The organism is Comamonas sp. BIGb0124 (genome assembly GCF_003752175.1).
In the GTDB taxonomy this organism is placed as follows: Bacteria; Pseudomonadota; Gammaproteobacteria; order Burkholderiales; family Burkholderiaceae_C; genus Comamonas_F.
The window spans coordinates 443,767-464,746 of record NZ_RJVF01000010.1; the positions used below are offsets into that span (position 1 = coordinate 443,767).

Annotated in this window: 12 protein-coding genes and 1 rRNA gene; 8 read left to right on the top strand and 5 right to left on the bottom strand. The window is 64.5% G+C overall.

The features are described 5' to 3' along the window. The first annotated feature begins 16 nt into the window (after window positions 1-16). The 5 genes from EC845_RS12600 to EC845_RS12620 all read left to right on the top strand — a co-directional run bounded on the left by EC845_RS12600 (window position 17) and on the right by EC845_RS12620 (window position 4,668). Window positions 17-874, top strand: coding sequence for a transporter substrate-binding domain-containing protein (locus EC845_RS12600; protein WP_123298432.1), 858 nt, complete (start codon window positions 17-19; stop codon window positions 872-874). A gap of 80 nt (window positions 875-954) precedes the next feature. Further along, a complete protein-coding gene (locus EC845_RS12605) occupies window positions 955-1,698 on the top strand; it encodes an amino acid ABC transporter ATP-binding protein (RefSeq protein ID WP_123298486.1) in 744 nt (247 codons plus the stop codon). A 128-nt stretch (window positions 1,699-1,826) separates the two neighbouring features. Then, on the top strand, window positions 1,827-2,279 hold the full coding sequence (locus EC845_RS12610) for a MaoC/PaaZ C-terminal domain-containing protein (RefSeq protein WP_123298433.1): 453 nt from the start codon (window positions 1,827-1,829) through the stop codon (window positions 2,277-2,279). 5 nt (window positions 2,280-2,284) lie between these two features. Beyond that, window positions 2,285-3,814, top strand: a complete 1,530-nt coding sequence (locus EC845_RS12615; RefSeq protein WP_123298434.1) for an acyl CoA:acetate/3-ketoacid CoA transferase — start codon at window positions 2,285-2,287, stop codon at window positions 3,812-3,814. Between the two features lie 32 nt (window positions 3,815-3,846). Beyond that, window positions 3,847-4,668: a shikimate dehydrogenase gene (locus EC845_RS12620; RefSeq protein WP_199739792.1), complete on the top strand. Its 822-nt coding sequence runs from the start codon at window positions 3,847-3,849 to the stop codon at window positions 4,666-4,668. 78 nt (window positions 4,669-4,746) lie between these two features. Here the strand turns inward: EC845_RS12620 and EC845_RS22490 are convergent, their stop codons facing one another. From EC845_RS22490 to EC845_RS12640, 5 genes are all read right to left on the bottom strand, one after another. Then, window positions 4,747-4,893 carry a hypothetical protein gene (locus EC845_RS22490; protein ID WP_199739793.1) on the bottom strand — a complete coding sequence of 49 codons (147 nt, stop codon included), beginning with the start codon at window positions 4,891-4,893 and terminating at the stop codon, window positions 4,747-4,749. 182 nt (window positions 4,894-5,075) lie between these two features. Beyond that, window positions 5,076-5,720 carry an FMN-binding negative transcriptional regulator gene (locus EC845_RS12625; protein ID WP_123298436.1) on the bottom strand — a complete coding sequence of 215 codons (645 nt, stop codon included), beginning with the start codon at window positions 5,718-5,720 and terminating at the stop codon, window positions 5,076-5,078. 124 nt (window positions 5,721-5,844) lie between these two features. Beyond that, complete coding sequence (locus EC845_RS12630; protein ID WP_123298487.1) at window positions 5,845-7,296, bottom strand: diguanylate cyclase; 1,452 nt, start codon at window positions 7,294-7,296, stop codon at window positions 5,845-5,847. Between the two features lie 71 nt (window positions 7,297-7,367). Next, the gene (locus EC845_RS12635) at window positions 7,368-16,049 is read right to left on the bottom strand and encodes a GH36-type glycosyl hydrolase domain-containing protein (RefSeq protein WP_123298437.1); all 8,682 of its coding nucleotides are present in this window, start codon (window positions 16,047-16,049) and stop codon (window positions 7,368-7,370) included. A 1,023-nt stretch (window positions 16,050-17,072) separates the two neighbouring features. After that, window positions 17,073-17,429 carry a VOC family protein gene (locus tag EC845_RS12640; RefSeq protein ID WP_123298438.1) on the bottom strand — a complete coding sequence of 119 codons (357 nt, stop codon included), beginning with the start codon at window positions 17,427-17,429 and terminating at the stop codon, window positions 17,073-17,075. A 274-nt stretch (window positions 17,430-17,703) separates the two neighbouring features. Between EC845_RS12640 and EC845_RS12645 the strand changes: the two genes are divergently transcribed. The 3 genes from EC845_RS12645 to EC845_RS12655 form a co-directional block, all read left to right on the top strand. Then, the gene (locus EC845_RS12645) at window positions 17,704-19,860 is read left to right on the top strand and encodes a bifunctional diguanylate cyclase/phosphodiesterase (RefSeq protein ID WP_123298439.1); all 2,157 of its coding nucleotides are present in this window, start codon (window positions 17,704-17,706) and stop codon (window positions 19,858-19,860) included. Window positions 19,861-19,980: 120 nt separating this feature from the next. Next, a complete protein-coding gene (locus tag EC845_RS22365; RefSeq protein ID WP_158615687.1) occupies window positions 19,981-20,223 on the top strand; it encodes a hypothetical protein in 243 nt (80 codons plus the stop codon). Between the two features lie 684 nt (window positions 20,224-20,907). Beyond that, window positions 20,908-20,980: ribosomal RNA gene (locus tag EC845_RS12655) — 16S ribosomal RNA — on the top strand; the annotation flags it as partial.

A 20,980-nucleotide genomic window follows, 5' to 3' on the forward strand; every position in this document is an offset into this window, starting at 1 on the left:
TCAGACAGGAGACAACATGCAATTCGCGACTTTGACCCGCTCGTCCTTCACCCGCCGAGTCCTGCTCGCCACGGGCGCAGCCATCGCATTCGCCTTGGCCACTCCCCATGCTCTCGCACAGAACGTGGCCGATATCAAAAAAGCCGGCGTGTTGAGGGCCGGCGTCCAGGTCGCCCAGGTTCCGTGGGGCTACTCGGATGCCAGCGGCAAGCTGACCGGTTATGACGTCGAGTTCGTCGAAATGATTGCCAAGGACCTGGGCGTCAAGGCCGAATTCAGCCCGGTGACCGCTGCAAACCGCGTGGCTGCGTTGCTCACCGGTCAAGTCGACATGCTGGCCGCTGTCATGGGCATCTTTCCCGATCGCCAGAAGGTGGTGCTGTTCTCGCGCCCTTATACGCCGAACGAGAACGTCATCATCGCCAAGGCCGGTCCGCAGATGAGTGGCCTGGCCGATCTCAAGGGGCTGCGCATCGGCGTACCGCGTGGCACGCCGATGGATCTGGTCCTGACGAAAGAAAACCCCGGCGTAACCATCCAACGTTTCGATGACGACGCGACAACCGTGCAGGCGCTGATCTCCGGTCAGGTGGATGCCATCGGTGCAGCCGTGACCCAGGTGGGCAACATCGAGAAGGCGGCTGGAGCGGGCAAGTACCAGTCCCGGCTGGTTCTGCAGCGGGCCTTCAACGGCGTGGCGGTTCGTCCGGGCGAGCGCGAATGGGTGACGTATCTCAACGATGTGATCGGCCGCAAGATCGCCAGTGGCGAGTTGCCTGCTCTCTACAAGAAGTGGATAGGCAACGACTTGCCTGACATGCCGACGACGGGCGAGGGCGATGCGCCCCATCCCATCCAGATGCCCAAGCAATGAAATCCGCGCAAGAGATGAACAGCACAGCCATGACTCAGCATGACAAGGGAATCAGGCCGGATCACGTCGTCGCGCCGCAGGTGCACGACGAAGTGATCATTCGGATGGAAAACGTCAACAAATGGTTTGGCCCGGTCCAGGTCTTGACGGATGTGAACCTGACGGTTCGCAAGGGGGAGCGGATCGTCGTCTGCGGACCTTCGGGGTCGGGAAAGTCCACCACGATCCGGTGCATCAACCGACTCGAGCCGTATCAGAAGGGACAGATTACCGTCGACGGCATCGACCTGGGCGCAAGCGGCAGGAACGTCGATGCCGTCCGGGCCGAGGTCGGCATGGTGTTCCAGCAATTCAATCTCTTTCCCCATCTGACTGTCTTGCAGAACTGCATGCTGGCCCCGATGAAGGTGCGGGGAGTACGGCGCAAGGATGCGCAGGAACTGGCGATGAAGTACCTCGAGCGGGTTCGCATTCCCGAACAGGCCGGCAAATATCCAGCGCAGTTGTCCGGCGGTCAGCAGCAGCGTGTGGCCATTGCACGCGCACTGTGCATGACGCCCAAGATCATGCTGTTCGATGAGCCGACCTCTGCCCTCGACCCCGAGATGGTCAAGGAAGTGCTCGACACCATGATCGGGCTCGCGGATGACGGCATGACCATGATCTGCGTGACCCACGAGATGGGATTTGCCCGCAGCGTCGCCGACCGTGTGATCTTCATGGACCGAGGGCAGATCGTCGAACAGGCTCCGCCCGAGCAGTTCTTCACGCAGCCGTCCCATGCCCGGCTGCGCGAGTTCCTGGGACAGGTGCTTCACAAGTAAAGCGCGCAACCGCTTCGTCAATTCACAAGCTCGAAAGATCCGCCCTCGTGTGATGAGCATCGCGCGGGCTGGCGTAGCCGTGGCCCGTCGCACGGTCCAAGGCACCGGCAACCAGGAAAAACGACACCATGCATCCAGGCAACTTTTTCGATGACATTCATCTCGGCGACGAACGACTCACACCCCGCGTGACCGTCACCGAAGGCCACGTGCTCGCCTACGCCGGAGTCGCCGGCGATTTCTCGCCCATCCACATGGACGAGATCTACGCGAAGACAACGACCTTCGGTGGCCGGGTCGCGCACGGCCTCATGGGGCTGTCGCTGACCGATGGCCTGAAGGTTCAATCCGGGTTTTTCCATGACGGCGTCGCCTTGGGCTGGAGCTGGAATTTCCGGGCTCCGATACGCATCGGCGACACCCTGCAGGCTCGATTTCGCATCGCGGATCGCCGGGCATCGAAGAGCCGCCCCACCATGGGCATCCTGGTCATCGCCATCGCGCTCATCAATCAGCACGGCGAAACGGTGCAGGACGGAGAACACCGTCTCATGGTGCCCTGCAAGCCGCAACAAGAGTAATCCACATGGCACGCAACAAGTTCATGTCGGCCGATCAGGCCGTGGGTCTCATCGGTGACGGCGATACCGTGGCGTTGATCGGGGGCGGCGGCGGACTCATGGAAGCCACCCATACGTTTCGCGCCATCTCCCGGCGCTTTCTCTCGACCGGTTTCCCTCGCAACCTGACCGTGGTCCATGCGCTCGGCATCGGAGACAAGAAGTCGGAGGGAATGAACCACTTTGCGCACGAGGGGCTGGTGAAGCGTGTCATCGGTGGCCATTGGGTTTGGTCCCCGACCATGCAGGCCATGGCACGGGACAACAAGATCGAAGCCTATGTCCTCCCGAGCGGTTGCGTGATGCAGCTGTACCGCGAGATCGGAGGCGGACGGCCCGGTCTTTTCACCCATGTGGGGCTGGGTACGTTCGTCGACCCTCGTCACCAGGGCGGCAAGATGAACCAGGCGGCGCGGGAGGACCTGGTCGAGGTCGTGCAGATCGGCGGACGCGAGCTGCTCTGGTACAAGTCCTTTCCGATCAATGTGACCATTATCAGGGGCTCATTTGCCGATGCGGACGGAAATGTCAGCCTGGATCAAGAGGCCGCGAACGTCGACGTCTACGCAGCGGCGCTGGCCGCACACAACTCCGGCGGTATCGTCATTGCGCAGGTGAGGACCGCCGTGGAGCTCAACTCCCTGCCTGCACGATCGGTGCGGGTTCCCGGTGCGATCGTCGACGCGGTGGTCGTCGATGCCGAGCAGCGCATGAGTTATGACTTGCCCTACGACCCGACTCTTTCCGGTGAGCGCCGGGCCGCTGCATCGATACCGGCGGCCGAACCCTGGAGCGTGCGCACGCTCATCGCACGGCGTGCCTATCAGGAGCTGCGCGAAGATTCGATCATCAACTTCGGTGTCGGGATTGGAGAAGGCGTTGCCAAACTCGTCGCGGAACGTGGCGAGGGAGCCCGCTACTATCAGACGATCGAACATGGGACTTATGGCGGGGCCCTGTTGGTCGGCATGCTTTTCGGTTTTGCGCAGAGCCCCACCGCCATGATCGATGCGCCATCCCAGTTCGATTTCTACGCCGGAGGTGGTCTGGATACCGCGTTCCTGGGGTTTGGTGAACTCGATCGTTTCGGGAATGTGAATGTTTCGAAGCTGGGCGGGCTGACCGTGGGGCCAGGCGGATTCATGGACATCGCCCAGAACGCAAGGAAGGTTGTCTTCTGTGGAACGTTCGATGCCAAGGGCGCCGAGATGGACGCGGTCGATGGCTCGCTGGTCATCAAACGGCATGGTGCAGTACGCAAGCTGGTGTCCCAGGTCGAGCAGATCACATATTCGGGTGCCCAGGCCATGAAGCTGGGGCACGAAGCCACTGTGATAACGGAAAGGGCCGTGTTTGAACTACGTCCGGAAGGGCTGGTTCTGACGGAGTTCGCGCCGGGTATCGACCTCCAGGCCGACATACTGGACAGAATGGGCTATGCCCCCCTGATCTCACCCGATTTGCGGCGCATGGACGCCGACTTGTTCCGGCGTTGAGACCGTCACCATCCCTTGAGAACGCTTTTGTCATGAACCCTAACCTGATGCCTATGCCGGATGGCTCCACTTCCATCTATGCCGTGCTCGGTGATCCTGTCGCGCAGGTCCGCGCTCCGGCGCTGATGAATGCCTGGTTTGCAGCGCACGGCGTTCCGGCTGTCATGGTCGCGCTCCATACGCCGGCCGGGCGTTTCAGCCCGATTTTTCAGGCTTTGCGCGACATCCAGAATGTGAAGGGGCTGCTGGTGACCGTTCCGCACAAGTTCGAAGCTGCCGCATGTGCCGATCACCGCAGTGCTGCAGTGGACTTGATCGGAACGGCCAACGCGTTGAGACGGGAGTCCGATGGGTCATGGACCGCCGACAACTTCGACGGAGCAGGTTTTGTCGACGGGCTGATCAAGCAGGGGCACAACCCTGAAGGCATGAATGTGATGTTGACAGGTGCGGGCGGCGCGGGCTGCGCGATCGCCTTGGCTCTGCTTCACGCGCGGGTGGCGACGTTGGTGATCCTCGACGAGGATGCCGCGAAATCCGGCGCGCTGCTGGCAAAACTCGATTCCCGCGCACCGGGGATCGCTGTCGCGGGACGGACCGATGGCTCGATGGAGTGGGACCGCTTCGATCTGGCGATCAATGCGACACCGGCCGGAATGCGCCCGGGCGATCCCTTGCCGTTTCGGCCCGAAGCATTGGGGCGTCAGACTGTGGTCGCGGACATCATCATGAAACCGCACGAAACAGATCTGCTGCGGCGTGCAAAGTTGCTGGGTCTGCAGGTTCACCACGGTATCCACATGCTGGATTGCCAGATTGAATCCTACATCCGGTTTTTCCGGGAGCCGGCATAGGCCGAAGACCCGCTGGTCCCGGACCGGGTATGCCAAGGCACGTAGGCTGCGCCGCGACATACCGAAGGGCATAAAACGTTACTTGTTCTTCAACTTCCCCTTGGGCATCACCGTCGTGGTCGGCGGCATGGGGCGAGTCGAGGTGCCGGACGAGTCCAGGGGCGGGCTGCTGTCCTTCTTGGGCTTCTTGATCATTTTGTTGCTGCGCTGCTCGCCTTTGGCCATGATGTGTTTCTCTTTGAAGGGTCGATGTCACGGGGTGGCACGCCGGATCGGCGGTGTCCTGCCACAGGATACATTGCCTTGACAGGGAGATTGTCGGCCACCTGAGGTAAAAACGGCTTGAATTTCAACGCCGAGTCAATCCGATGGATGGACCGAGTCGGAGCGGGCCCGGGGGCTCGGGCTCACCGGTCTTCGTCAGACCGGATGGTTTTTTGCATGGCCTCTGCCAGCTCTGCGTCGCCGCGGTTGCCGAGCGCGTCGACTGCACCGTGCCGGTCCTGCAAGGCGCGGTTCTGGCTGAGCTTGGATTTGCCCTCCATGCGCGTCACCTCGATCTCGATACCGACGATGGCCTTGAGCATGCCGTCGATGAAATCGGGTGCCGAGTCCGACATCTTCCAGGGTCTGGGCTCCTGCGCCTCGTGCGTGCGCGTCAGGCGCCCGACCACGCCGCGCAAGAACTTCTCGTCGTCGTGCACCGTGAGCCGGCCATGGATGTGCACCACTTCGTAGTTCCAGGTCGGCACGAGCCGGTGGGTCTCGTGTTTGGTCGGGTACCAGTTGGGCGAGATATAGCCTTCGGCACCCCGGAAGACGACCAGCACGTCGGCGCCGTGTACGCACTGCTGCCACAGCGGATTGGCGCGGGCCACGTGGCCGGTCAGGGTGCCGAGCGGGCCTCGCTGCGGATCGAAATGAAACGGCAGATGGTTGGCGTCGAGCCCGCCGTCGGCCAGGGGGGTGACCAGCATGCCGAGTGCGTGGGTGCGGATGATGCGGTGCAGCTCGTCCGTGTCGGAGATGGCGAAATGGGTGGGGTTGTACATGGTGCTGGAGTCATCGTGCAGGCCACCGGATTCTGCGCTCTTCCGCCGTGTTGCGCTTCACGTGATGGGCGCGATCGCAAGCATCCGGTGTGTTCGTGGGCACCGGATGCCGGCCATCGAGCCGCTACACGGCCAGGCCGTGCGTGCCGCCGCTCACCCGGTTGCGCCCGCCGTTCTTGGCGTCGTAGAGCGCGTCGTCCGCGGTTTTCAGCAGGCGCAGGTAGTCGGGGTGACCGTCATGCGTGGCGATGCCGATGCTCAGGGTGATGTCGATCGCGCGACCGTTGGGCAACTGCAGCCGCTCGGCGGCGATGCGCTGGCGGATGCTCTCGGCAATCGTTCGGCACCGGTGGCTGTCGACATCCACCAGCACCACCAGGAACTCTTCGCCACCCAGCCGGAAGATGTAGTCGCCGCTGCGCACGATGTGGGTCAGGTTCTGGGCGACTTGCTGCAGCACCACATCGCCGGCATCGTGGCCGTAAGAGTCGTTGATGCGCTTGAAATGATCGATGTCCAATGCGAGGACCGACAGCGGAGAGTCGTTCTTGCGGGCGAAGTCGATCTCCCGCGTCATGATGACCTGGAGATACTTGCGATTGAGCAGCCGCGTCAGCGCGTCGCGCCCCGACTCCATATGGCTGGCCTGCTGGAACAACTGCTCGAGCAGGAAACCGATCGTCTTGGCCCTGCCGCGGACGGCCACCATCAGGCCCGAAAGCGATGTTCTTGCCGCGGATGCATCCAATGGGCCGGGCGGCCTCAGCAATTCGTCGATCTCTTCGAGCTGTTTGCCGATGGTCTTGATGTCGGCCGCGCCCTCGAAGGCATGGGCGGCCTTGTGCAGGAACCACAGGCCGAACTCCGATTTGGCGATCATGGGCAAGTCGGGCCAGTAGCCGCCCGAAGGCGATGCCCGCTGGACGCCGCCGTCGCCTTCGGGCGGGTTGACGGCCGCGCTGATCTGGGTGCTGAGCTCGAACATCAGCTGGTTCTCCCAGTCCAGCAGGGCGGCGCGCTGCCGCTCTTTTTCTGCACCGATGTCCTGGGCCATGGCGAACATGCGGTACGACTCCTCGGCCCGCGCGTTGCGCTCGTGCGAGACCGAGTAGGAGTGGCACATGATCTCGATGGCCAGGCCCGTGGTTTCGGCCACGTAGGTGGCCGCGGCCATCTGCACCGCGTGGGCGTCGCCGTTCAGCAGATCGTAGATCTCGTGGTCGAGCTGGCGAATGCCGCGCATGACCAGATAGGCCGGAATGCCGATGCGTGCGTGCACCTCGCCGACCATGCGTTGGCGAGCGACGATGTGCTCGAAATCTCCGTTGACGCCGGCCTCGAAGACTTCGACCAGCCATGCCTGCATCGCCGTGTGCAGCCGTGACTTGACGAGCTGGTCCGACAGGAAGAACGAAGCCGCCTGATCCAGCAGCATCTGGTCGTAGAAGGCCGTGGCCAGCGCCTCGCGCTGTGCGGCGACGGTGGACCGGACGCGTTCGCGGACTTCAGGTGTGTAGCGCTCGCAGACGGTTCGCCACTCGCGGGCGAGTTGTTCTGGGGACGTGTTTCTGGGCATGAAATGGAAAGTGATGCGCACTGGCGCATGGATGGCGGTGACGGTACGTCCAACCGATAGGCGCCATGATTCTACGGCGACGCGGCGCGCCCACCGGCACTGTCCGTCTTCGTGCTGCGACCGATCGACAGGCACAGCACGTGGGGCGTCGCATCCAGCGGCATCTGCACGCCGGCCTCGTCCCAGTCGGCCGGTTGTCCATCCAGCCAGGCACGACAAGATCCGGTGGCGGCGCCCTGCAACTGCTGATCCACCCGCACGGTGTGACATACGCCGTCGACGGTGACGGTGGCTTCGAAGCCGGGCCAGTCGAGCGGGATGCAAGGCCGCACCCGCAGCATCCGGCCTTGGCGACGCAGGCCCAGCAGGCCTTCGATGCCGGCCCTGTACATCCACGCCGACGAGCCGGTGTACCAGGTCCAGCCCCCGCGTCCGGCATGGGGCGCGACGGAGTAGATGTCCGCAGCCATGACATACGGTTCGACCTTGTAGCGAGCCACCTGCTCGGGGGTCCGCGCATGATGGATCGGGTTGAGCATGGCAAACAGATCGTGCGCCGCGTCGCCGTCACCGCGTTCGGCGTGCGCGAGGATCGTCCAGATCGCGGCGTGGGTGTACTGTCCGCCGTTTTCTCGAATGCCGGGGGGATAACCGCTGATGTAGCCCGGGTCGGGGGGCGTGTGGTCGAAAGGCGGAGTGAACAGCAGGGCCAGTCCCTGATCGCGTTGCGTCAGGTGCCGATCGAGCGAGGCCATGGCCTGCGCGGCTCTTTCTGGTGCCGCGCGCTGCGACAGCACGGCCCAGGACTGGGCGATGGCGTCGATGCGGCAGTCGCCGCTGGCGACGGAGCCCAGCCAGGCGCCGCTGTCGTCGGTGGCCCGCCGGTACCAATGGCCGTCCCAGGCCTCGCGTTCGATGGCGGCACGCACGGTTTCTGCATGGTCTCGCCAGCGTGCTGCGCAAGCCTGGCTTTGCGAGTCGGGGCGGTTTTCCGCCAGGGTCGAGAACTGGACCAGCGTACGGATCAGCAGCCAACCCAGCCAGACGCTTTCGCCGCGTCCCTCGGCGCCCAGGCGATTGAAGCCGTCGTTCCAGTCGCCTGTTCCGATCAGCGGCAGGCCGCGGGCACTGGTCAGTGCCAGGCTCTGGTCGAGTGCGCGTGCGCAGTGCGCAAACAGGGTCTCGTGCGTGTCCGAAGCCATCGGCTGGAAGAACGCGTCGGTTTCACCGGCCTTCAGCGGAGGCCCGTCGAGGTAGCGGACGGGCTCGTCGAGAATGGCCATGTCGCCCGAACTGCCGATGTAGTCGGCCGTCGCATAGGCCAGCCACACGCGGTCGTCCGAGATGTGTGTGCGCACCCCGATGCCGCTCGGCGGCAGCCACCAGTGCTGCACGTCGCCTTCGATGAATTGCCGCCCGGCGGCGCGCAGGATGTGGGCTCGCGTGGCCTCGGGCATGGCGAGAGACAGGGCCATGCCATCCTGCAACTGATCGCGAAAGCCATATGCCCCGCTGGCCTGGTAGAACGCCGAGCGGGCCCAGAGCCGGCAGACGATGGTCTGATACAGCAGCCAGTCGTTGAGCATGATGTCCATGGCCCGGTCCGGCGTGCGGACCTGCACGGCGCCCAGCACATCCCGCCAGTGGGCGGCGACGTCGTCCAGCACTGCATCGAGATCGGCCGTGCGGTACCGCATGATCAGCGCCTGCGCCTCGGCGATCGATGCGGCCTGGCCCAGCAGCCCCATGATTTCGACCGATTCACCGGGTTCGAGCCGGATGGCGTCGCTCTGCAGAGCCGAGCAGGGATCGAAGCCCGGCCCGACCCGACCGGACAGCCGGCCCAGCCCGAGCAGCGCGGCCGGCGCGCCGGGGCTGCCCAGGTGACCCAGGAACTCGCTGCGATCGGCCGTCCAGGTGGTGTGCTGTCCACCCAGATCGGCAAATGCCACCCGGCCCGGATACGCGTTGCTCCAGCTGTTGCAGGCCAGCAGGGCACCCGTGAGCGGATCGATGGCGGTGGCGATGAACGGCGCCGTGGCTGCGCGCGAGGGGCCCAGCACCCATTCCGCATAGGCGGTGACCGACAACTGCCGAGGACGAGCCGACCGGTTGTGCAGTGTCAGGCGCGAAATCTTGACGGGATCTTCACGGGGCACGTACTGGATCAGGGCCATGGCGATGCCGTCGGCCTGGTGGTCGAAGCGGCTGTAGCCTTGGCCATGGCGGGCCACATACACACCCTCGTCGCGCAGAGGCTGTGCCGTCGGGGTCCACAGTGCGCCGCCGACCATGTCGCGTACATAGAAAGCTTCGCCGCACGGGTCGCCGACCGGGTCGTTGGACCAGGGCGTCAACTGATTCTCCCGGCTGTTTTCTGCCCAGGTGTAGCCGCTGCCGTCTGCCGAAACATGAAGACCGAAGGCCGGATTGGCGACCACGTTGATCCATGGCATGGGGGTCGTCGCGCCGTCGGTCAGACGGACGATGTACTCGCGCCCCTGTTCGCCAAAACCGCCCAGGCCGTTGAAGAATTCCAACTTGCCCGTGTCGAGGTCTGCGATCGGCATATGCCGGGCCTGGGCGGTTCGCCAAGGCCGAGGCCCCGATTGCCGACCTGCCGGCATCACCGAAGAAGCCATGGCCGGCAAGGGCGAGATCGTGTCGAGCGTGCCGGTGGCCGGCGTCAGGCGCAGCAGCTGTTCTGCGATCGACCCACGGCGTGCCAGCAGGACCACCCGTGCGACCGACTGCAGCAGCGAACGGGTCTCGACGCTCAGCAGGTCGGCCCGCAGCGTGTAGACGCTGCCGAGCGAGGCCTCGCCCACAAAACGCGGACTGCGCACGGCGGTCTCGATGGCGACCTGCAGGTCCTGCACATAAGACGAGCTGCGCTCGTTGAGAACGACCAGATCGACGGAGACCTGTTTCATGCGCCAGTACTCATGGGCCCGCAGCAACTGACGAACCTGCGGCAGATCGTCGGTGTCGTCGATGCGCAGCAGCACGATCGGCCGGTCGCCCGAAACGCCCAGTGTCCAGAGGCCCGATTGCGGCCCGGCACCCGAGCGCAGCGCATCGGGGCCGGGACGAAAGCGGCGATCGCTGTAAAGCAGCGCAGCGGCCAGGCGCTGGAAATCCGCAGCCTCGTCGGCGTGGATGCCGAGATGGCGCAACTGCACCTGGGCTTGGGTCCAGGCCAGGGTTTTCGCACGCTCGAAAGCGTTGTGTTCGTGGTGCTGGTCGATCAGGTCCAGCAACTGTTCGCGGCTGGAAGCGACCATCGTCCAGAAGGCCATCCTGGCAAGACCGCCCGGTTCGATGCGAACTCTGCGGCGCAAGGCAAAGACCGGGTCGAGGACGGTGCCCGTGGTGTTGGAGAGCGGCCTGCCGTCTCGGATCACGCGGGCATCGGCCAGACTGCGTCCCCGGCCCATGAAACGCGCGCGATCGCTCTCGTGCTGGGGCTCGGCTGTGAGCTCGCCATCGACCACGGCGAAATGCGCCGCCCAGACCGGCGTGTCTTCGGGCGATCGCGGTCGCCGCGTGGCGATCAATGCGCCGAACTCCGGCAGGTACTCGGTGATCACGAAGAGCTTGGAAAACGCGGGATGTGCCTGGTCCGCGGCGGCAGGTCCAAGCACGATTTCCGCGAACGAAGTCACGTCGATCTCGCAGGACTTGCGGCCGTGGTTGTTGAGAGTCAGCCGGCGGACCTCGCCGTCGTGCTCGCCAGAAACCAGCACGTCGAGGACCGAGCCCAGATGGCCGTGCAGGCGAGAGTAGCTCGCGTAGTCTTCCCCGAAGACCACCTGACCGGGCTCGGCGGCTCCCGGCAGGGGCTGCGCCGTCGCCGACCACGCCTGGCCGCTGGCGACATCCCGCAGATAGACGAAGGCGCCCCATGGGTCGCGTGTGGCGTCTTCTCGCCAGCGCGTGATCGCCAGGCCCTGCCAACGGCTGTAGCCGCCGCCGCTGGCGGTGAGCATCACGGCATAGCGGCCGTTCGACAGCAACTGAGTGACCGGCTGCCGATCCCGCTCGAACGGATCGAGGCGGCGCACGGACGGTGCCGGGGCATCGGCTTCGTGGGATGCATGGACTTGTTCGGCACGCGGCGGTTCGGTTGCCACGTTGCGCGGCACACGTTCCTGAAGCAGCAGCTCGCAGGCCTGGATCATGGGCTCGCGATGAAATCGCGACCGCATCTGTGCATCGTGGAGCGCGTTGCCGATGGCGACGATGGTCATGCCCTGGTGATGGGCCATGTAGCTGCGCACGATGGCGACGGTCTCTCCCTCGGGCAGGCGCTGAGGCGTGAAGTCGAGCGCTTCGTAGAAGCCATAGCGGCCCCGAGCACCCCACGTGGCGAGGTGTTCGAAGTTGCGGCAGGCCGCGTGCAGATCGACCATCGTGGCCAGGCCGGTCGCATAGGGCGCGATCACCCAGTTGTCTGACAGGCCGCGCTTGAGACCCAGGCCGGGTACGCCGAAGTTGGAGTACTGATAGGTGAGGGACAGGTCGCGCGCGTTGTACGAGGACTCCGAAATCCCCCAGGGCAGACGCAGCGCCCGCGCATAGGTCATTTGCCGCTGAACGGCCAGCCGGCTGGTCTGTTCGAGCAGGCTACCGGCCGGCGCGCGCATCACCAGCGACGGCATCAGGTACTCGAACATCGAGCCCGACCACGAGACCAACGCCGACCCGCTGCCCACGGGAATCGCGGTGCGGTCCAGCCTGAACCAGTGTTTGGTCGGCGCATCGCCCTTGGCAATGGCGAACAGGCTGGCCAGCCGTGCCTCGGAAGCCAGCAGGTCGTAGCAGTTCTCGTCGAGGCTGTGGTCGGCAGGCCGGAGGCCGATCGACAGCAGCTTGCGCTGCCGGTCGAGCAGCACGGCAAAGTCCATCGCCCCTGCCATTTTGCGAGCCGTGGCCGCCAGCGCCTGCAAGCGCAGGGCAAGAGGGCCGTTGGCCTGTAGCGGTGGAGAGGCGTCGGGCGTATCGGCTGCAGTGGCGGTTGTCGGAATGTCGTTTGCATGTTCTGCTGCGGCGTTGGCCAGGGCTTCGAGCCAGAACACCAGGTCTGCTGCCGACTCGGCGGGCTGCAGCGTCCGTGCGGCATGGGCGGCCTTGCGCGCCTGGTGGCTGATCGCCGGCGCCAGCGCGGCAATGCCGCGCGAGCCCTCCAGTTGCCTGTCCATGCCGTCGAGCGCGGCGCGGATCGCCGTGTCGTGCGCGCTGCCCGGCGTCGCGGTGTCGTCGAGCGCCCGTCGTGCCAACCGCAGCGTGTCCTGCAAGCCCTGGCGCACCATCGGGCTGGGCACGCCGTCCTGCCATTCGTCGCAGGCGTTCGCCAGCGCGATCAGATGCCCGGCGAAGTTGCCGCTGTCGACCGACGAGACATAGGCGGGTTCGAGGGCCTGCAGGCTGCGCGTGTCGTACCAGTTGTAGAAATGGCCTCGCCAGCGTGTCAGCGTGGCGAGGGTGTCGAACGTTTGTTCCAGCCGGGTCGCGGTGGCCCCGGTGCCTGCCCAGCCGAAGTCCCGGGCAGACACGGCAGCCAGCAGGTACAGCCCGATGTTGGTGGGCGAGGTTCGGTGGGCAATGGTGGGCTTCGGGTCTTCCTGGAAGTTGTCGGGCGGCAGCATGTGTTCCTGCGGGCTGACGAAAGTCTCGAAGTAGCGCCAGGTCTCCCGGGCGATCTGGCGCAAGGCCCGGTTCTGTTCGGGCGAGGCGCTGAGCTGCCGCTTCGGCTTGGGCGGGCGGCTGGCCTCGAGTGCCACGGCGGGCGCAACCAACCAGATGCTCACGAACGACACGATGAGGATACCGACCGGCAGCCCCGGTGCAACCGACAGCAGCAGTGCCATCAGACCCAGCGCGCAGCCCAGTGCACAGCCCCAGCCCATCTGGCGGTAGAAGCCCGCCAGCGTGAGCCGCGGCCCCTGGGCCGATTGCGCAGAGGTCGTCCACTCGAGCAGGTGACGGCGGGTGACATGCAGGCGTGCCAGCGTGCGCAGCACCGCATCCATCGTCCGCCAGGTGCGGTCGGCCAGAAAGACCACGGCCAGCAGCGTCTGCAGGCCTGCCATCCGCACGTCCGACGCGAGCGAGGCCAGGCGACTGTGCCAGCGGATATCCACCCGGGAGGGACGCAAGGCGCCGAACGCCGGCAGAAATGCCGGAAGCGCCAGTGTGGCCAGGACCATCAGCGTGGACACGCCCGCAGCGGGCCAAGGCAACAGCCAGCCGCAGACCAGCGCAGCCATCGTGAAGGGCACCAGCGCCGAGCGTCGCAGGTTGTCCAGCAGTTTCCAGCGGCCGAGCGCCGTGATGCCGATGTGCCGACCGGTCACCCACGGCAGCAGTTGCCAGTCGCCGCGTGTCCAGCGATGCAGGCGGCGGGCGCCGACGTCGTAGCGCGCCGGGGCGTCTTCGACCAGCTCGATGTCCGAGGCCAGCCCGGCTCGTGCAAACAGCCCCTCGAGCAGATCATGGCTGAGCAGGGTGTCGTCGGGCACACGCCCCGCGAGCGCGCTTTCGAATGCGTCGATGTCGTAGATGCCTTTGCCCGTGTAAGAGCCCTCGCCGAAAAGATCCTGGTAGACATCGGACACGGGCATGGCATACGGATCCATGCCGCCGGGCCCCGAGCTGATCCACTGGTAGAACGAACCCAGGCCGGCCAACGGCAAGGACGGCGTCACGCGGGGCTGAAGGATGGCGTAGCCGCCCACCACGCGCTGCAATGCAGGGTCGAACCGTGGACGATTGAGCGAGTGAGCCATCTTGCCGACCAGCCGCAAAGCCGCATCGCGCGGCAGCCGGGTGTCGGCATCCAGCGTGAGCACATAACGAACGCCCGACGGCACGGCCGGGGTCGAACCGTCGAGGGCCACGAACGTCGTATCGGTCGCGCCGCGCAACAGGCGATTGAGCTCGTGCAGCTTGCCGCGTTTGCGTTCCCAGCCCATCCAGCATTGCTGCGTGGCATCGAACACCCGCCGGCGATGCAGCATCAGGAAACGCGGTCCACCGGCGGACGGCCCGTGTCGCACGTTGAGCGTCTCGATCGCCCGTGCGGCGCGTGTCAGCAGCTCGGTGTCGCCCGGACGTTCGGCCTGCGTGCAGTCGACGCCGTCGAGCAGCAAGGCGAAAACGAGATCGCCGCGGCCCGCCGACAGGTAATGGACCTCCAGCCGCTCGATCTGCTCGATCAGTTCTTCCTCGCCGCCCAGCAGCGTCGGCACGGCGACCAGGGTTCGCAGGCTGGCGGGAATGCCGTCGGCGAGCTCAAGCGCCGGCAGGGGCATGGCGCCGAATCGCCAGGCCACCAGCCGGTTGATCGCCGCCATGGCGACTTCGCTGACCGGCAGGGCCAGAGTCAGCAGCCACAGGGCCAGCAAGGCCGTGTGCCCGGGCACGGCCGGCATGACTGCCGCTACCCCCGCCAGCATCGAGGCCGTGACGAGACAAAGACCACCGATGTAGCCGCCCGGTCCTCTGCCTCGGTGCCAGCGGCTGGCGCGCAGGCGCAGCGGTGGATGGAAATCGATGGTGCGTTCGAGCGCGGTGCGGCCTGCAGCCAGCAGGTGATAGCCTGGGTCGGCAGCGCGTTCGCTTTCCACGGGATCCGGGGCAGGGGAGGGATGGCCGGAAGACTTGCCACCAGCCGCCCGGGCGGCGGCAATCGCGTGATGGGCAATGTCGAGCTCCGAACAGGCCGATCCGCGTGCCAGTTCCTCGATGGCGCTGCGATAGAGGTTGCGGGTCACGAAATCCATGGAACCGAAAGCGCTGCTGGCGCCCAGGGCCTCGTCGACCAGGCTCACGCTCTCGAAGAGCGCCGCCCAGTCCATGTCCGACATCAGCCGCATGCTGGTGATCACATTGCGCACGCTCACATTCGACGCCCCCAGCCGCTGCTGGGCCCGCAGAACCACGGCTTCGGGAGACGACGACTGCCGGGCCAGACGCTCCCGCAGCCAGCCCAGGGCGGGCATGGTCAGCGGGTCGCGGTCTCGCAGGCGCTTGACCAGCTGTGCTGCAAACAGCTCGGACAGCGGTTGTTTGGAACGGCTTGCAATGTCCTGCTCGAGCGAGCGCTCTGCCGAACCCGGCGAGAGCAGGCGCGATGCCAGGTGATCGGCATCGGCCCGTGCCGAGCGTCCGCTGGTGATCTGATCGCTGAGCCGGCGCAGATTCTCGATCAGCACGATGCGCAGCGTGATCGCGACGGCCCACAACTCACCGATGGTGAGGGGCTGCACGCGTTGATAGGCCAGGATGAAGCGGCGCAGGCTGTCGATGTCGACGTGGCTGTCCGTATGGGCCACGTAGGCCCAGGCCAGCCCGAAGACCCGTGGATAGCCGGCGAACGGGCCCGCCGCGAGCTTGGGCAACTGGCGGTAGTAGTCCGGCGGCAGGCTGTCGCGGATCTCGCGCACCTGCTTCTCGACGAGGTGGTAGTTGTCCAGCAGCCATTCGGCTGCCGGCACCACGCTGTGTCCTCTGTCGATCTCTGCGGCACTGGCCCGATAGGCCACCAGCAAGGCACGGGCGTTGTCGTGCAATCTCGAGCGCAGGGCAAATACCCGTGGAGGCCGTGCCGTGACTCCCTGTGCCGCTGCCAGGCTCTGAGCGTGTTGCTCGAGGCGCTCGATGCCGAAGAGTTCTTCTCGTACAGGGGATGGATCGGTCCAGGCCATGGGCGTGGCCGGGGGGCGGAGCATGCGTTGAAGCAGCGGGTGCATGGAGCGGATACCTTTCCGGCGAGTTCGAAGGCTCGTCGTGGCGAGGTCGCCGCTGCCGGGTTCAAGACGCCGAGAAGGGTCTGCGTGCTGTCGATGAACCGGGCTGGAGGGCGCTCACGTCTCTGTTTCTAAAAGGAGGCTGAGGGGGTCCAGCCAGTACCAGAGCATGGAACCGGTGACGCCCACGACGATTCCCGACATCAGCATGAGCTCGGGCAAAGCCGTGCGCAGGGGAAAGTAAAGCAGCAGGGCGATGGCGACGACGCATGCGATCGCGGCGGGTGTCAGGATGCGCGGGTCCCGTAACCATTCGAGAGCATCTGGCGACCCATCGATGGGGAGTGCCTGCGGAGCGTCCTGGGGGACTTTCTCGTGTGGGTCGTGGATTTCGGCCGGAGGCTGACGATGCAGGCTCCAGGTTGAAAACCACGGAGAGTTTTTACGTTTGCCCAGGTTTTCACGAGCCAGACGCCGGTGAGATTTTGGGCCATGATATTTTCCCTCCTGACAGCAAAGATTTGCCGATGGGATGTCTGTCAGGATACGCCTAATCGGCTGGATTGAGTCGGAATTCGGCGCATATTGCGCAGGATTCGATTTCCATGGAGGGAGATGGAATCCGGCGGATTATTCGGGCAAATACCCAGCAGATCAGCCATTCTCCGGTCAAAAGCTGACGGTCACCTTAAGCAACCAGGCCGGTGGGCCTCGAATCGAATTTCGACGAGATTTTCAGAAACCATGGCCCGGATGATTGGATGTTGCTTGCCGAATCCTGAAAATCAGAATGCCTGGCCCTCGAATTCGAGGATTGGGAAAAGGTGATCGGTCGCCCCTTGCCGAATCAATCTGTCCCGACACGGCAGTGAAAGGCAGGCGACCGGCAAAAGGCCATCGACAGCGCCTATCGTCGGAATCTGGGCATCGCAGGGCGGGCATCACGACCGGGTGCTTCGATCCTTCGAGGATCGGCAGCCAGCGGGACGATGGGCCGTCCACGGTTGGCTCGGCGCACGGCGGTCGTCATGCGCCTTCCGACCAAACGGCCAGTTCATAGCCGTCCGGGTCGATGAAATGGAAGCGGCGGCCACCCGGAAACGAGAAAACCGGACGGCTGATGGCCGCTCCATGAGCCTCGACGCGCTGCTGGGTCTCTGCCAGGTCGTCGGCGTACAGAATGATCAGCGGACCGCCGGGACGAACCGCTTCGCCCGTCGTGAAGCCGCCGGTCAGGCGGCCGTCCGTGAACTCGGCATAGGTGGGACCGTAGTCCGTGAAGGTCCAGCTGAACACGCCGCCGTAGAACGCCTTGCTGCGCGCGATATCGCCGACATTGAACTCGATGTTGTCGATTCGGCGGTCTTTTCCTGATGTTCCCATGATGTGTCCTTGATCGGAGAGTGGCTCGAAGCAAGATCATGCGGCATCGCGAGGCGGCAGGCATCGGGGCACTCGTGCACAAGCTTGCGGCCCCGACCGGCCGGGATCGACCACCACCGGCGGACGGCGACGTGGCGGGGCTGCGACGCGCACGAATGCATGCAGGCAACTCCCATAGCCATTGCATGGGCCGTGCGTCTATCATTCGTCGCAGGGAATGGGGCTCGAGCCAGGCGCATCGAGTCTTCTGGCAAGGATTGCGGCAGGAGTTTGCATGAGAGGTGAGATGGACGAGCAAGCGCGTTTGGCCGCCCTCAAGGAATATGGCGTCGAGAGCGGGATGAGCGAACCGAGCTTCGAGCGCGTTCTGAGTCTGGCCACGAGCATCTTCGAAGCGCCCATCGCCCTGCTGTCCCTGGTCGAGGAAGCGCGACAGGTCTTTGCCGGCAGCCGCGGCATTTCGGTCTGCGAAACCGACCGGGAGTCGTCCTTCTGCGCCCACGCCCTGGATTCCGACGAGTTGCTGGTCGTCCACGACGCACTGGCCGATCCCCGCTTCGAACGCAATGCGCTGGTTCTCGGACCACCCTACATCCGTTTTTATGCCGGTTGCCCGCTGCGCGGTGCCAAAGGGCATGTGCTGGGCACCCTCTGCATCATCGACACCCAGGCCCGACCCCGTTTCAGCGAGGCCGAACGTTCCAATCTTCGTGACCTGGCCGCGCTGGCGCTCGACAAGCTGGAGTTGCGCCGGCTGGAACTCGCCCGCCAGAAAAGCCAGAACCTGTTCGAGGCCATGGCGTTCAATTCACCCGATGCCATCGCCTGCCTTGCCGAGGACGGCACCGTCACGTTCTGGAATCACACGGCCGAACGACTGCTGGGGCACTCGGCAGAGCGCATGCTCGGGCGCAACATCGGCAGTGTCGCACCGGCCAATCTGTTGTCGACCTTGCGTGTGCTGGCGTCCGGCAACCGTTCGCTGACCAACTCCCAGACGGCCAGGTTCGAATTCTCCGATGCCAATGGGCGTCCGTTGCAGCTCGAGCTGTCCGCATCGGTCTGGCGCAGCGAGGGCATTCCTACATACTGCGCCGTTTTCCGGGACATCGCCGAGCGCCTGCGTAACGAGGCCAGGCTCTACCACCTCGCCCATATCGATCCGCTCACTCAACTGCCGAACCGTTCCCTGCTGCGTGCCCGGCTCGAAGATGCCCTGCTGGACGAATCCCGCGTCTCGATCATGATGATCGACCTCGACGGCTTCAAGGATGTCAACGACACCTTGGGCCATCCGGCCGGCGACGCCGTGTTGTGTGCGGCCGCGAAGCGCATCCAGTCCTGCGTCCGCACATCCGACACCGTGGCGCGCATGGGCGGCGACGAGTTTGCCGTGCTGTTGAGGCGCCTGCCCGATCCCGCTCGCGCGGGGGCCATCGCCGATGCCATCATCGACAAGATGGGGCAGATCATCATGATCGACGACGAGCCCGTGCATATCAGTGCCAGCGTGGGCATCGCCATGTTCCCCAAGGATGGCGCCACGGCGCAGGAACTGCTGTCGGGAGCCGACCTGGCGCTCTACGACGCCAAATCCCAGGGCAAGCAGTGCCGGCGCTTCTTCACCCAGGATCTGCGCGACGCCATCGCGGCCAAGCGTGCCTACCTGCTGGATCTGGCCGATGCCTTGAGCCGGCAGGAGTTCGAGGTTTTCTACCAGCCCCTGGTGTCGCTCGCCGATGGCCGGGTGGTGGGCGCCGAGGCCTTGCTGCGCTGGCGACATCCCGCTAAGGGCCTGCTCAATCCGGCCGCATTCCTGTCCACCTTGGAGGCCAGTCCGCTGGCCGTGCCCGTCGGCGAGTGGGTGCTGCGCCAGGCTTGCCAGCAAACGGCCTATTGGCGCACGATGGGTCATCCCGACTTCGGCATTGCCGTGAATCTGTTCGGCGCTCAATTCCGCAAAGGCAATCTGGCGGGCATCGTCATCGACCTGCTCGAGGAGACCGGTCTGTCGCCCCAGGCCCTCGAGCTCGAGATCACCGAGAACATCATTCTTCGCCATGACGATGTCATCACGGCCCCGCTTGTCGAACTGCGCAAGGCCGGTGTCGGCATTGCATTCGACGACTACGGCACCGGCTACGCATCGTTGAGCCTGCTCAAGCGTTATCCCCTGAGCAAGCTCAAGATCGACCAGACCTTCATCCAGGCCATCGAAGAGTCTGACGAAGATGCGGCCATCGTCCAGGCCGTGATCTATCTGGGCAACCGTCTGGGTCTGACGGTGACCGCCGAGGGCATCGAAACCGAAGACCAATGCCGCCGACTCAAGGAGAAGGGCTGCCCGCAAGCCCAGGGCTACCTGTTCGGCCGCCCGATGCCTGCCCACGAGTTCGAACAACGCGTGCTCAGGCTGCGGCAGGACGATTGATTGATGCGGCGGTGGTCTTGCACGACCACTGTCTCCGCCTCTCTTCTGTCTGCCCGTCGACAGGGACGGCAACGCGTTTGCTGTCTATCTATAGAGAAGGCCGGAAGACAAGCTAAAGGGATGCCGGGAAAGCAGGAGCAGGAGCAGGAGCAGGAGCAGGAGCAGGAGCAGGAGCAGGAGCAGGAGCAGGAGCAGGAGCAGGAGCAGGAGCAGGAGCAGGAGCAGGAGCAGGAGCAGGAGCAGGAGCAGGAGCAGGAGCAGGAGCAGGAGCAGGAGCAGGAGCAGGAGCAGGAGCAGGAGCAGGAGCAGGAGCAGGAGCAGGAGCAGGAGCGGCGCGCGATTCCGGAGGAGGCGTACGGATGATTTGCCCGGCTTCCCTCACAGGGCACACAGGATGCTTGCAACGGCCGGCGTGGCTCGGGCCGCATGGCCTCTCGAGCGGCCTGCGTGACCCGCCGCTTTTTCCTGTTCCATCCGATTTTTAAGCGCGAGTTTGCCGCGTGCGTTTTTCCATGCCATAATTCGCCTCCCTTCAACGCAAGGCTGCTCTTTTGGGAGTGGTTGGCGAGGTGGGGAGGTCTCGGATCCGTAGCAAGGTCGGGGCTGACTGGGTGGGGTTGGGGTTGTTTGAGCGGTGCTGGTTTTTGCCGGTGGTTGTGAAAAAAATTCTGATTGAAGTCTGGTTGGTGCTGAAAGTTGTGACAGAATAGAGGGCTTCGCTGGACACGGCGGCTGTTGAGAGATGGCGGGTGTGGGTGGCGGGAAGGTTGAAAAATCTTCGAAACTTTTGCCGATAAGTTAAAAAATCGTGCTAGAATTCAAGGCTTCGCTGATCGCAGCGAGCTGAGTTGAAAGAAGGTCCTGAGGGGCTGGAAGTCGACGGGATCATTAAAAAATTACAGCCGATAAGCGTGGGCGTTGGAAGGCGATTGCCAAGTTCTTTTAGAACAAGGCTTAGGCCTTAAAACGCTCATGAGAAGAGAAGTGAAGTTCACTTCAATTCCGTTTTATGAGTGGTGTCCTTCGGGGCACAAAAAATTCAAGATCGAACTGTAGAGTTTGATCCTGGCTCAGATTGAACGCTGGCGGCATGCCTTACACATGCAAGTCGAACGGTAAC